Origin of the sequence: Rariglobus hedericola (assembly GCF_007559335.1) — a bacterium.
GTDB classification, from domain to species: Bacteria; Verrucomicrobiota; Verrucomicrobiia; order Opitutales; family Opitutaceae; genus Rariglobus; species Rariglobus hedericola.
Genome location: NZ_VMBG01000001.1, coordinates 1,100,695 through 1,113,084 on the forward strand (window position 1 = coordinate 1,100,695; position 12,390 = coordinate 1,113,084).

Below are 12,390 nucleotides of genomic sequence, written 5' to 3' on the forward strand. Positions count from 1 at the left end.
ATTACGTGGAGGGTGAAGATACGTCGGCGTCCGTCGTGGCGGGTGCCGGCGGCGCGAGTTGTTTTTCAAGCATGCGGGCGATACCGAGACCGCCCGAGGCTCCAAGCGAACTGCACAACGTGTCGGTGAGCATGTAGCCGTAAACACTGCCGCCTCCGCCACCGGACGAGCTGCCCGAACCTCCGAGACCACCGCTCATCATCGGCTCGATGCTCGGGCCGAGCAGCTGGCGCAGAATGATCGCTTCAAATTGTCCGGCGGCTTTTTTGACGTCGGCCGGCGTGGGCTTGGCGGGCAGGTTTTTGGTCGAAGGCATGCCCATGGGGCCGCCTAATTCACGGGACCAGCTGGCTTCAGGCGCGGCGGCGACGGCGGATGTGGCGGAGATCGACATGGGGTTAGTTGATGACGAGTTCGGCCTGGAGCGCGCCCGCACGTTTGAGGGTTTGGAAGATGGCCATCATCTCACGGGTGGAGACGCCGAGGGCGTTGAGCGCCGAAGCCAGGCGGTCGATGCTCGGTGTTTCGTTGATCACCGAAAAGCCGCCCTTGGATTCCTTCACGTCGGTCTGCGTGGACGGCAGGACAACGGTCTGCCCGGAGTTGTTAAATGAGTTGGGCTGCGAGACGCCGAGATTGGAAGATACGGTGATGGTCAACGCGCCGTGGCTAATCGCCACCTGCGAAAGACGCACCGATGACGTGGCGACAATGGTGCCGGTGCGTTCGTTGATGATGATGCGCGCCTGCAAGTCCGGCACGACCTCGATGGCTCCCACGTCGGAAAGGAAGGCGACCTCGCGCCCGGCATAGGTTGCGGGAAGTTTCACATCGATACTGGCTGCATCGCGGGCGCCGGCGGCGCCTGGATACACGACATTGATCGCATCGGCCATGCGGGCGGCCGAGGTAAAGTCGGGGTTGTGCAATTGAAACGTGAGCATGCCATCCCGCACGAAAACCGCCGGGATCTCCCGCTCGACGATCGCGCCGTTGCTGATCACGCCGACGGTGGGATGATTTTTCTGCACCGTCGCCCCACCCGCGCCACCGGCACCGCCGAGAAAACCGCCGATCGCAATCGGGCCCTGTGAAACGGCGTAAACACGACCGTCAGCACCAAGTAACGGCGTCTGCAAAAGCACGCCGCCCTGAAGCGACTTGGCATCACCCATCGAGGCAACGGTGACATCGATGCGGGAGCCCGGCTTAAGAAACGCCGCGATGTCCGCAGTGATCATCACCGCGGCGGCGTTCTTGGCCTTGATCTGCGAGGAATCCACCGTGAGACCGCTGCGTTGAAGAATGTTGGCCACGGAGCGCAACGTCGTGACGGCGTTGGAATCACCATCGCCGGCCAGGCCGACCACGATGCCGTAGCCGACGAGTTGATTGTCCCGACTGCCGTCGACGTGCGAAAGGTCTTTCACGCGCGAGGCGGACACCGACGTGGCGAACGAACCCGCCAGACCGAGAGAAATTAAAAAACGAAAGATCATGACGGGAAATCAGTAGGGACGGAGCTTTTCGTAGAGTTTGGTGAGCCAGCCTTTTTTCTTCGCATCGGTGAGGCTGCCCTCGCTGATGAATTCGACGCGCGCATCGGCGATGTTACTCGATAAAACCGTATTGCCCGGGTTCACATCGTCGCCGCGAACGACGCCGTGGAGGACGACGTGCTGGGTTTCGCCATCAAAGGAAACGCGGCGCGCGCCCTCGATGACGAGGTTGCCATTGGGCAGCACGGCTGTGACGAGCACGGCGGCACGCGACGTGACGTTTTGCGAAGCACTGACCTCGCCTCCGCCGGAAAAATCGTTTTTCCCGCCCAGCTTGATGCCGGGCAGCGCGCCATTGTGCGTGCCCAGATTGCTGACTGCGGCGGGAAACAACCACTGGTCGACGCCTGCATCGACGCTGGCGGCGGAATCGGTTTTCTTGCGTTGCGACGATTGCGTGCTGGCGGATTCCTGCACGACGACCGTGAGAATATCGCCCACCGACGCGGCCTTGCGATCGGCCGTGATGGCGCGCTCGGTGGAGCCGGGCGCAGTCCAAAGACTGTCGGCGGAGAGACGTCCCATCAGCAGGGTCGAAACGAGAATGATGATAAAAGATTTCATGATGTTAGAAGCGCACCTCGGCGCGGTTTTCGGCGATCACCTTGGCGGTGAATTCGCGTTTGGATTCGATGTTGCGCACCCGCACAGCGTCACCGTGCGAACCGTCCTGCATGGCGAGCGCCTTCATGGTGATGACCAGCGTGCCATCACTCGCGACCACCTCGACCATCTGGCCGCGATGCACGAGCGAACGACGGATCACATCGCGCCACATGAGCGGCCGGCCGGCGGCAACATCACGGGAGAAAACATAATCCGCACCGGCGACCGAGAGCGGAAGTGAATCGCGCTCGCGTAATACATCGACGCGACGCGTTTCCAAGCCCTCCAGCACGACGGCCGCACCGCGTTTGACGGGCGTGGCGGCGGTAAGACCCTCGCGCCACACGTTCGCACGCACGGCTAGGGTTTCCTCGCGAAGGATGACCGTGTCGCGGGTATAACGCACCCGGACGAGCATCGAAGACGCAAGTGCTTCAGGGTAATCCACCACGGTGGTCACGACCGGCGGCTCCCCGGTCTTGTCAGCTTGGGTGGACGCAGGAATCGCCGGGGCCGTCCACGGACGCAGCAGATCAACCTCAAGCGTATCGGTGACCGCATAATGCGCCGAGAGATCGGTCGTCAGCGTCTTGAGCAAAGCTGCGCGATCAAACGTATCCACTGAATCTGCACGCAACAGTGCGGCAGTGAAAAAAAGCAGGGTGAAAAATAAACGAGGAAAAGACATGGCGGGAAGGATCAACGCTTCATCTGGGCGATGTTTTGCAGCATCTCGTCGGAGGTCTGGATCGACTTGCTGTTGATTTCGTAGGCGCGCTGGGCGATGATGAGATTCACCATTTCCTCCACGATGTTGACGTTGGATGTCTCCGTGTAGCCCTGCAGCACGGTGCCGAACCCTTGCTCGCCGGGCGAACCGGTCTCGGGTGTGCCGCTGGCGGGAGTTTCCTCGTAAAGATTGCCACCGAGACTGCCGAGGCCGGACGGATTGGCGAAACGCGTGAGCGTGATCCGGAACGTCTGGGAGCCGTTGGGGCCCTGATAAGTGACATCACCGTTTTCGGAGATGTTGATGTTCGTCGTGCCGGTGGGAACGGATTGGAAACCGTTGAGCACGGGCAAACCGTCTGTGGTGGTGATGGCACCGGTGGGCGAGAGTTTCAACGTGCCGTCGCGGGTGTAAGCCGAGGTGCCATCGGGACGCTGAACCTCGAGAAATCCGTCGCCCTGAATGGCGAGGTCGAGCTTCTCGCCGGTCGCGGTGACCTGGCCCTGGGTGAAGACCTTCGAGGTGGAGGCGACCCGCGAACCGTTGCCGATCTCCACGCCGGTGGGCACCAGATTGCCGCCGCCCGACTCGGCGCCGGCACTGCGCGGCTTCTGGTAGAGCAAGTCTTGAAACTCGATCTTGCTGCGCTTGAAACCGGGCGTATTCACATTCGCCAGATTATTGGAGATCGTATTGAGGTTGAGCTGCTGGGCTTCCATGCCGGTGGCGGCAGAGTAAAGGGAGAGATTCATGGGAAAAGAGGTGCGGCGTGGAGTGAGTTAAAATGGTTGGTGAAAAATCAGCCGAGGGCATCGAGCGTTTTCTGCATGGTCTGATCGTAGCTTTGAATGAGCTTCTGGTTGGCTTCGTAAGCGCGGGAAATATTCACCAGGTTCACCATCTCGTGCAGAGCGGCGACGTTGCTCGATTCGAGGTAACCCTGAAGAACCTGCGGCTTCTCGACGGTCGTGGGATCGGGGCCGCCGTTGGCCACAAACAAACCGGCGGAAATGGGAACGAGCTTTTTTTCGTCGGCAAATTTCACGACGCTGATTCGTCCCACCGGGGTGTCGCCTTGGCGGATCATGCCATCCGTGTTGATGACGATGGTTCCGCCTTGGGGCAGCAGTTGCAGCGGGAATCCGCTGTCAGAGAGAATTGGCTGATCCTGCGACGTCACAATCGTGCGATCAGGGCGCAGATGAAGTTCGCCGGCGCGCGTGTAGCCCTTGCGACCGTCGTTCATCTGAACCTCGAAGAAGCCTTCGCCCTGCAGGGCAACATCGAGCTCGCGGCGGGTCGGCTCAGTTTCGCCACTTTGAAAATTAATGCCGTAAGTCGCCTTGGGGAAATACATCGGCTCGCCCTCGCCATGCCCGATCTTCTGGCGTGGATTGGTCTGCACTTCACCGGCCGCAACCATGGAAAACTCAACCGTGCGCTTCTTGTATCCGGAAACCTGACTCGACGTGATGTTCTGCGTCACGGCATCCTGCCAGCGTTCGAGAGCGGCAAGCGAAGAGGCACTTTGATAGAGTCCGATACTCATGGATAGCAGAGCTTAGCACCCGCAATGCCACGTTTGCATTTATATAATCAACATTGGGTTACGTAACAATAATTACGATAGGCAACTTTTGCCTTCAACCTGCTGACCGCGTCGCTTGCTGCTGTAAAAAGCCAGCTTTCGCATCGATGCGGGATCGCGTGCAACGCCACGCACGCACGGCAAACCTGTGAGAACCGACGGGTTTTCTAGCGCCCGTTTAATTCAGCTCGTGCTGGGGTAAAGGCAGTCCACTTCGATGCGCTCTCCGCAACTGCACGTCACGATCAAGCGCACGACCTTGTCGCCATCCTTCACGCACTCCACGGAATGACCCGCGGCAGAAGCCGCGCGATCAGCCGGACCGGAATGCGCATGCTGCAAACGCGCGAGGCCTTCACCCGAAGCCGTTTCACGGCCGAGCGACGGTTGATCATGTTGCGCGCGATTGGAGAGGAACGATTTCATGGAGTGGTCGGGGAAGCGGGTTTGAGCGACGATGGCTTTTTTGCTCCGCGCACACCGAGCGAAAGGCTGAGCGTAATGCGTTGATTGCCCTCCGAATCCTCGGCCTGAAACGGCACGGGGCGTGTGTCGGCGAAGCCGGTGACGCGCTCAATCAAATCGGGAGAGACCGCGTAATGTGTAAGGGCACGACGCGCGGCATTGGCGCGATCGGATGAAAGTTCCCACGGACCGTAGTCAGGATTGGTCAACACGAGGCCCTTGCGCGTGTGTCCCTCGATGACGACGTGGAATTTATTCCGGTCGATCAGCCAGGACAGACCTTGCATCGCAAAATCGCCCCACGGGGTAAACTCCGCCGAGCCTTCCTTAAAGAGCGGTTTACGCGCGCGATCAAACAGCGTGATGCGCATGCCGTCGCTGGTCACCTGGATATCGATGGGCTTGTCCTGCAAGTCCTCGTCGAGGTGGAGCAACCGGTAAAAATCCTTGGCCAGGGAATTAAGGAACTGGAGATCGATCTCGGCCGCTTCGGTGGCGGATTTTTTGGAATCGGAGTCCTGGCCGGCGCCGTTTTTGGAACTTAATTGGTTCGAATCCTTGTCGAGCACACCCGACGAAGCCTGCAGCGGGGAGTTGAACGGGTTCTGAAAATAACGCGACGTGGCCACGAGGATTTTCTGATCTTGGGAGGAAATCCACAGCACCATGAACAACGCCATCATCGCGGTGACAAAGTCCGCGTAGGCTACCTTCCAAGCTCCTCCTTTTCCGGCCATGGTGAGTTGCGCGTTGAGCGGGTTAAGAGAGGGGCGTGGTCACTTGACCGCAGGCATGGCCTTAAGAATATTTTCCAGCTCCTCGGAGCCGGGCTGGACCGTGCTGTCGAGACCACGACGCGCCACCTCGACGGCGGTAAGCGGCGCCAGGCCTTTGGCAAAGCCGGCGACGGCACTCATGATGCAACGCAGCGTTTGATTTTCCGCGGCGTTGATTCCGGCGATACGCGCACCCAGCGGAATGACAAAACCGTAGGCGACGAAGATGCCGAGCAACGTGCCGGTGAGCGCGGCCGCGACCTTCTCGCCGACGGCTTCGGGACCTTCGGCAATGGCCGACATCGTGTTGATGATGCCGAGCACCGCCGCGACGATACCGATGGCGGGCAACGAATCTCCCACCATGCCAAGCAGGTGAACCGGGTGGCCCTTTTCCTCATCCTTGGCGCGCAACTCCGCCGTCATGAGCTCCTCGAGCTGGTCGGGTTTTATTTTTCCATCGATGACCGGCTTGATGCCGTTGAGCAGAAATTCCATGTGCTCCTTGTTTCCGGTGAACGAAGGATAACGGGTAAAAATCGAGCTCTGACCGGGGTTCATGACGTGTTCTTCGAGAGCGATGAGACCATTGCGACGACCAACCATGAACACTTCGTAAAGCATCTTCAGGATTTCCACATAGTCGCCGCGCCCGGTGGATTTTCCGAAGAGCGCCTGTTTGATCTTATGAATGAGCTCGATCATTGTGTGCATCGGGCTGGCGATGACAACGACGCCCAAGGCGACACCGAGGATGACCACGAATTCCGACACGTGGAGCAGCACCAGCGGGTTGCCACCCGCGATCATAAATCCGCCCAATGTGGACGCGATGACGATGAAGGCTCCGATTAAGATTAACATGGGTGTGTGCCTGATTAACGACGCACGTCCGCCAAGCTTTAGAGCTTAATGCGGGCAGAAGTGATCACCGGTCGCGCTCGCGCTGAATCATGGCGCGGAGAGAAAGGACGGTTTGTGAATGGATCTGGCAGATGCGGGACTCGGTGAGACTAAAAACCGCGGCGATTTCCGCGAGGCGCAGGTTTTCGTGGTAATACATCGCGAGAATTTTGCGCGGGATCGGCGGCAGCGCTTCGATGCAGCGGGCGACCAGTTGCATGAGTTCTTCCTGCTCGAGACGGTCGCGCACCGGAATCTCGGATTGATCGGCGATGATCTCGTGCAACGACGCTCCCCCGCCCTCCTCGTTTTCACCGGGCTGGTCGATCGCCACGAAACAGACGGGACGGGATTCCTCGACCCACTTGGCGTAATCCTTGGCGGAGAGACCGAGCTCGGCGCGAATTTCCTCCTCAGAGGCGGCACGCTTCACGCGTTGCTCGATGGTGTTGATGGACTCCTTGATTTTTTTGGCCTTGGCGCGGGCGCGGCGCGGGCACCAGTCCATGCGGCGCAACTCGTCGAGGATCGCACCGCGTATCCGCGTATTCGCGTAACCGGCGAAGGTCGTGTTCTGGCTCGGGTCGTATTTGCGCACCGCGGCCAGCAGACCGGTGATACCGACGCTGTAGAGATCGTCGGCATCCACATGCGCGGGCAGGTTGATTTTGATGCGGTCGACGACGTTTCGAACGAGCGGCAGGTAACGTTCAATGAGTTCGTTCTCACTGACGGGGCCGGTCGAAACGGTTTGATAGACACGCCAGGCCGCACCCGCAGTGGCAGGAGCTTGGGTGGGTTCGGCGGCGGTGGTGGCTGGTTCGGATAACACTGAGTTCATGGCTTTGTTCGTGAGTTCCTAGATGACGTTAAAGTGAGCGGGCACGGGCCGGTGCAGCGGCGGCGGGAGCCGGTGCAGGCGCGGGAGAAAGTTCAGCGGCGCGGGCCTCGACACGGCGGCGTTCGATGGTGTCCGCGAGGGCCTTGACCACCACCGACCAGAACCAGCGAAACAACAGGGCTCCGACCAGGCAGCCGATGGCCGCATCGCGTAATACCAGCCCGGAATCGCGTCCGGCGCTGAGACCGGCGATGGCCGCTATGACAAATCCGACGAAGCCGCCGGTGAGAAAAACAAACTTCATGACAGGTGGGGAACGGGTGCTCCCGGCAAGGTGCGGCGCATGACAGCCCCGACGACGTCGGGGACGAGGTCTCCGGTCAGACCGGAGCCGGTGGAGAGAAAGAGCGGGCTGAGTTCTCCCTCGATGAGGAAGTCCCACAGGCGTCCCCAGTGCTCGAGTTCATCGAGGTGGGTGAAAACGAGATGGGTCGCACCGAGATCGCGGCCCGCCGCATATGCATCGCGCAGCACCGGCTGGTCATAGAGCGCGTTGAGGATGAGCACACGGCCCTCGATTTGCGCCGTGTCCAGATAACGCAGCAGCGGCCGATTATCCTGCGGACGACGCACCGACATCGCGGGCATGTCCACGTAGGCAAACTCCGTTCCAGACTGCGGAAGCGGACTGTCGGGCACGGCATGCTCAAGGACCAAACCCAGCGCCTCGCAAAACACGCCGAGCCCTTCCGAAGGATTCGGCCGGTCAAACTCGGCTTTGAAGACGCGGCCCGTGCGATGATGGGAAAACATTTCGCGAGCGAGCCACTTGCACAGCGCGGTGGTGCGTCCCGATCCCGGCGAACCGATGAACGCGGCGCGCGACGGCAGCGGACGCGGCGCACGGCGACGTGCCGCCGCACCCAACGTCGTGCCCACATCAACGAGCACGCGATGGAGCGGCTTCATGTCATGGCCGGACAATTCCGGCGCGGCTTCCAAACGACCGACCAACGATGCCGAAAAACCCGAGCGACGCAGCAAGTCGCCAAGACCGGCCGGCATATCGCGAGAACCTAGACGCGAACGATCCAAGGAAAACGGATTCGCCATCGAGGCCGGACGATCATCGGCGGGCAGACCCAGCGCGGGCTGCATGGCCACCGGCAGTTCGGGCGTGGCGATTTGTGCAATGACCTCCAGGCGAGGCCGGCCGAGCAAACCAGCGAGCCCCTGCGACGGAAGTTGGCGCACCGACAACACGCGGGCGTTCTCGCCCAACTGCTCACGAATCGCCTTCACGGCTTCGTCCGCCGAGCGCACCACCAGCTTGTAAGTGGCAGGGGCGGCGGCCTGGGCGACGGTCGTTTCATTAAGCGCGATTGGCATGGGAATGCAGATGTTTAGCTGTGCGCGTGCCAACCGGTTTTATGATTATGTTAATCATTTTATACCATAGTTTTATAAATTTTAATTTTTCCAGATAGCTGATTTTTTACGGCCTCAAAAATCGATGCGGCAAAAACTTCCGGGCACAAAAAAGCGCCGCATGACAACGCATGCGGCGCTTGGAAAACGGAGTTAAACTCAAGCCGCGCGGGCGAGCTCGACACGGGGAGCCGCAGCCATCGGCGGCAGCGTGATGATGCCCAGATTTTCGATCTCGGTGGTATTGGGCAGCTCTTGGTAGGACAGCACCACCAGACGCGGGAACGAGGGTTCAAGAAAGCGTTTGAGCGCGAGCCGGATCTCCGTGCCCGTGACCAGCACCGGCGAAATGCCGGCCTGCGAAAACTCCCCGGAGAGTCGCGTGAGCTCCTGCAAGAGATGACGACCACTGGTCGGATCGATCGAGAGCCCCACCTCGCCGGGCGTGCGATGGACTTTCGTGGCGAGCAATTGCTCCATGCGCGGATCAAGCGTGGCGGCCTTGATGACGCCGGAGCGGCACTCGAGCTCGGGCACGAAATAAAGCCCCAGGCGGCGGCGGATGAGTTCGCTGAGGTCGTCGGGGTTCTTCGTCAACGCGGCGAAATCGCCGATGCCTTCGAGAATGAGCGGCAGGTTGAGGATCGAGATGTTTTCGCGCAGGAGATTCTGCAAGACGCGCTGGATGATGCCGAGGTTCACCAGATCGGGCAGCAACTCGCTGACGAGCGCCGGATTCTTTTCCTTGAGGTGATCGACGAGCGTCTGCACTTCCTGACGGCCGAGGAGCAAATGCGCGACGCCCTTCAACGACTCGGAAAGATGCGTGATCATGACGGACGAAGGATCGACGACCGTGTAGCCGTTTAACTCGGCGGATTTGCGTTCGCCGTCCTCGATCCACACAGCCTCGAGGTTGAAGACCGGCTCGCGCGTCGGCAGGCCGCGCAGCTTCACTTTGCTGCCGGTCACATTCATCGCCATCAGACGGCCCGGCTGCACCTGGCCGCGGCCAATGGATTTTCCGCGAAGGAGGAAACGGTATTCGTTGGATTCCAGCTCCAGGTTGTCGCGCACCGAAATTGGCGGCACGAGAATGCCCTGCGCCTTGGCGAGGGTCTTGCGAACGCCGGTCACGCGGGACAACAAATCGCCGCCCTGCCGCGCATCCGCCAGCGGAAGCAAACCGTAGCCGATCTCGATCGCAAATACATCGAGATCGATGAGCTTCCGGAAGTCGTCACTCAGACCACCCTTGCCCGGAGCGGCGACTTCACCGGCGGCGCCCGGCTTGCCGGATTTGGTCGCGGTGGCGCCCGCGGCATTGGCGGCCTCGGCTTTCGCCGCGACGGCTTCTGATTTTTTCACGGTTTGGGCGACGTAGTAGATGAGTCCGCCCAAAATCAAAAACGGCAGCGCGGGCATGCCCGGCATCAGGCCGAACAGCGCCAGCATGGCGCCGGTGATCTTGAGCGCCTTGGGATAACGCAGGAGTTGTCCGCCGATCTGTTCGCCAAGATCGCCGGTGCCCGAGGCACGCGTGACGAGCAACGCCGCGCCGACCGAAACGATCAGCGCAGGTATCTGCGAAACAAGGCCATCACCGATGGACAATAGCGTGAATTTTGCCGCCGCTTCGCCGAGCGACATGCCCATCTGCATCGCACCGATGGCGAAACCGCCGACGATGTTCACCACGGTGATCAGAATGCCCGCAATGGCATCACCGCGCACAAACTTGGATGCACCGTCCATCGAGCCGTAGAAGTCTGCCTCCTTTTGAATTTTGAGACGACGGGCGGTGGCGGTCTGTTCATCGATGATACCGGCGTTGAGCTCGGCATCGATGGCCATCTGTTTGCCGGGCATAGCATCAAGGGTAAAACGTGCGCTCACCTCGGCGATACGGCCGGCGCCCTTCGTGATGACCACGAAGTTGATCACGATCAAAATCAGGAACACCACGAAGCCCACGACGTAGTTGCCCTGAATCACAAACTTGCCGAACGACTCGATGATGTTGCCCGCGTGACCCTCCGTTAAAATGAGGCGCGTCGAACAGACATTCAATGCGAGTCGGTAGAGCGTGAGGCCCAGCAGCAGCGTGGGAAATCCGGAAAACTCCGGAGCGTCTTTGACATAGACGACGATCAACAGCACCAGCAGCGAAAGGCCGATCTGCAAGGCGAGCATCAGATCGAGCATCAGCGCCGGCACCGGCACGATGAGCATCAGCACGATGGCGAACAGCGCGCCGATGAAGATGAGATCGGCGCGTTTAAGCAGACCGCCGGAAGCGACTGGCGAGGCGGAGGCGGTGATGGAAGCAGTGGCCATGGGTATAGAAATTCGTTGGTGAAAAATCAGGCGGTGGTGCGTGTGGCCGCACCCTCGGCGGCGGCGCGACGGATCTTAAGATCGTGGAAATACAAGCGGTGCGTGCGGTAAACGAACGCGAGTATCTCGGCCACGGCCTGATAGAGATTATTGGGGATCGGCTCGCCGACCTTGCCCAGCGCGTAGAGCGTGCGCGCCACCGGCTTGTTCTCAATCACCGGCACGTTGTGTTGCGCCGCGAGCGCCTTGATGCGACGCGCAAACTGGTTTTCGCCCTTGGCCAGCAACATCGGGGCGCCATCGCGGCCCCGCTCGTATTTTAACGCGACGGCGTAGTGCGTCGGGTTGGTCACGATCACGTCAGCCGTGGGCACGGCGGCGAGCATCTGTTTTTGCATGAGTCGGCGCGCCATGCGCTTCATCGCCGATTTCGTGTGCGCATCGCCCTCGGCCTGCTTGCTCTCATCCTTCACTTCCTGGCGCGACATCATCAAATCCTGATGCGTCTTAAACTTCTCGTAAGAGTAGCTGATCGCCGCGACGATGCCCAGGGCCAGAATGATCTTGGAGAGAAACTCCATCGTGGCACGGCGCAGGAATTCGCCGAGGTAGCCGGCTTCGATCGGGCTCACAAAAATCGGGTCACTGATAAGCGAGCGCGCGCCCAGCCACAACACGAGCCCGATGGAGATGAGTTTGAGGATATCGACGCCGGAGCGCACAAACGCGCTTTTGGAAAACACCCGGCCGATGCCCTTGCTGAAATCCAGATTCTCCAGCTTGAAGCCGATCGCCTTGGGCGACATGCGAAAACCGCTTTGGAAACCGCCCATGAGCAACGTCGCCAGGCCCACCGAAATGATCACGGGCAGCATGACTTTCGAAAACACCTTGGCGCACTCGGCCACTTGCAAGGGCAGCGCACCCGCCTGCATCGGCGCGGCATCGAGATCACTCCACAACGAGGTCGCGAGTGAACTGATGTCGCGGGTTGATGCCGCCAGAAAGAATGCAATCACGCCAAACATCGCCGTCAGCGTTGCCACGACCTGCAGTTCCGCCGACTTCGCGAACTGTCCGTTCTCAAACGCCTCGCTCAAGCGCTTCTCGCTCGGGAGTTCTGTTTTGGAGTCTTTGTCGGTGTCGGACATGTGGGC

14 protein-coding genes are annotated in these 12,390 nt (G+C 60.3%); all 14 read right to left on the minus strand.

All coding sequences use genetic code 11. The features are described from left to right. Position 1: 1 nt before the first annotated feature. Entirely contained in the window at positions 2-394 is a 393-nt protein-coding gene (locus FPL22_RS04815) for a flagellar biosynthesis protein FlgJ (RefSeq protein WP_144228970.1), read from the minus strand. Positions 395-398: 4 nt separating this feature from the next. Beyond that, on the minus strand, positions 399-1,499 hold the full coding sequence (locus FPL22_RS04820; RefSeq protein WP_144228971.1) for a flagellar basal body P-ring protein FlgI: 1,101 nt from the start codon (positions 1,497-1,499) through the stop codon (positions 399-401). A 9-nt stretch (positions 1,500-1,508) separates the two neighbouring features. Next, entirely contained in the window at positions 1,509-2,123 is a 615-nt protein-coding gene (locus FPL22_RS04825) for a flagellar basal body L-ring protein FlgH (protein ID WP_144228972.1), read from the minus strand. Positions 2,124-2,127: 4 nt separating this feature from the next. Next, complete coding sequence (gene flgA, locus FPL22_RS04830) at positions 2,128-2,853, minus strand: flagellar basal body P-ring formation chaperone FlgA (protein WP_144228973.1); 726 nt, start codon at positions 2,851-2,853, stop codon at positions 2,128-2,130. Positions 2,854-2,864: 11 nt separating this feature from the next. Then, entirely contained in the window at positions 2,865-3,647 is a 783-nt protein-coding gene (gene flgG, locus FPL22_RS04835) for a flagellar basal-body rod protein FlgG (RefSeq protein ID WP_144228974.1), read from the minus strand. 47 nt (positions 3,648-3,694) lie between these two features. Continuing rightward, positions 3,695-4,444, minus strand: coding sequence for a flagellar hook-basal body protein (locus tag FPL22_RS04840; RefSeq protein ID WP_144228975.1), 750 nt, complete (start codon positions 4,442-4,444; stop codon positions 3,695-3,697). A 222-nt stretch (positions 4,445-4,666) separates the two neighbouring features. Then, on the minus strand, positions 4,667-4,909 hold the full coding sequence (locus FPL22_RS04845; RefSeq protein ID WP_144228976.1) for a hypothetical protein: 243 nt from the start codon (positions 4,907-4,909) through the stop codon (positions 4,667-4,669). Continuing rightward, a complete protein-coding gene (locus tag FPL22_RS04850; RefSeq protein WP_144228977.1) occupies positions 4,906-5,685 on the minus strand; it encodes a flagellar motor protein MotB in 780 nt (259 codons plus the stop codon). Before FPL22_RS04850 ends, FPL22_RS04845 begins: the two co-directional genes overlap by 4 nt. Before the next feature lie 39 nt (positions 5,686-5,724). Beyond that, complete coding sequence (locus FPL22_RS04855; protein WP_144228978.1) at positions 5,725-6,588, minus strand: motility-associated protein; 864 nt, start codon at positions 6,586-6,588, stop codon at positions 5,725-5,727. 64 nt (positions 6,589-6,652) lie between these two features. Next, on the minus strand, positions 6,653-7,468 hold the full coding sequence (locus tag FPL22_RS04860) for a FliA/WhiG family RNA polymerase sigma factor (protein ID WP_144228979.1): 816 nt from the start codon (positions 7,466-7,468) through the stop codon (positions 6,653-6,655). Positions 7,469-7,496: 28 nt separating this feature from the next. Continuing rightward, positions 7,497-7,772: a hypothetical protein gene (locus FPL22_RS04865; protein WP_144228980.1), complete on the minus strand. Its 276-nt coding sequence runs from the start codon at positions 7,770-7,772 to the stop codon at positions 7,497-7,499. Beyond that, a complete protein-coding gene (locus FPL22_RS04870) occupies positions 7,769-8,857 on the minus strand; it encodes a flagellar GTP-binding protein (protein ID WP_144228981.1) in 1,089 nt (362 codons plus the stop codon). Before FPL22_RS04870 ends, FPL22_RS04865 begins: the two co-directional genes overlap by 4 nt. A 198-nt stretch (positions 8,858-9,055) precedes the next feature. Next, on the minus strand, positions 9,056-11,233 hold the full coding sequence (gene flhA, locus FPL22_RS04875; RefSeq protein WP_144228982.1) for a flagellar biosynthesis protein FlhA: 2,178 nt from the start codon (positions 11,231-11,233) through the stop codon (positions 9,056-9,058). Positions 11,234-11,259: 26 nt separating this feature from the next. Beyond that, positions 11,260-12,384, minus strand: a complete 1,125-nt coding sequence (locus tag FPL22_RS04880; RefSeq protein ID WP_144228983.1) for an EscU/YscU/HrcU family type III secretion system export apparatus switch protein — start codon at positions 12,382-12,384, stop codon at positions 11,260-11,262. Between the last annotated feature and the right edge of the window lie 6 nt (positions 12,385-12,390).

Bases quoted from the DNA above. Each gene is read 5' to 3' on its own strand.
- FPL22_RS04815 (WP_144228970.1), bottom strand. From the start codon at position 394: ATGTCGATCTCCGCCACATCCGCCGTCGCCGCCGCGCCTGAAGCCAGC.
- FPL22_RS04820 (WP_144228971.1), bottom strand. From the start codon at position 1,499: ATGATCTTTCGTTTTTTAATTTCTCTCGGTCTGGCGGGTTCGTTCGCC.
- FPL22_RS04825 (WP_144228972.1), bottom strand. From the start codon at position 2,123: ATGAAATCTTTTATCATCATTCTCGTTTCGACCCTGCTGATGGGACGT.
- flgA (WP_144228973.1), bottom strand. From the start codon at position 2,853: ATGTCTTTTCCTCGTTTATTTTTCACCCTGCTTTTTTTCACTGCCGCA.
- flgG (WP_144228974.1), bottom strand. From the start codon at position 3,647: ATGAATCTCTCCCTTTACTCTGCCGCCACCGGCATGGAAGCCCAGCAG.
- FPL22_RS04840 (WP_144228975.1), bottom strand. From the start codon at position 4,444: ATGAGTATCGGACTCTATCAAAGTGCCTCTTCGCTTGCCGCTCTCGAA.
- FPL22_RS04845 (WP_144228976.1), bottom strand. From the start codon at position 4,909: ATGAAATCGTTCCTCTCCAATCGCGCGCAACATGATCAACCGTCGCTC.
- FPL22_RS04850 (WP_144228977.1), bottom strand. From the start codon at position 5,685: ATGGCCGGAAAAGGAGGAGCTTGGAAGGTAGCCTACGCGGACTTTGTC.
- FPL22_RS04855 (WP_144228978.1), bottom strand. From the start codon at position 6,588: ATGTTAATCTTAATCGGAGCCTTCATCGTCATCGCGTCCACATTGGGC.
- FPL22_RS04860 (WP_144228979.1), bottom strand. From the start codon at position 7,468: ATGAACTCAGTGTTATCCGAACCAGCCACCACCGCCGCCGAACCCACC.
- FPL22_RS04865 (WP_144228980.1), bottom strand. From the start codon at position 7,772: ATGAAGTTTGTTTTTCTCACCGGCGGCTTCGTCGGATTTGTCATAGCG.
- FPL22_RS04870 (WP_144228981.1), bottom strand. From the start codon at position 8,857: ATGCCAATCGCGCTTAATGAAACGACCGTCGCCCAGGCCGCCGCCCCT.
- flhA (WP_144228982.1), bottom strand. From the start codon at position 11,233: ATGGCCACTGCTTCCATCACCGCCTCCGCCTCGCCAGTCGCTTCCGGC.
- FPL22_RS04880 (WP_144228983.1), bottom strand. From the start codon at position 12,384: ATGTCCGACACCGACAAAGACTCCAAAACAGAACTCCCGAGCGAGAAG.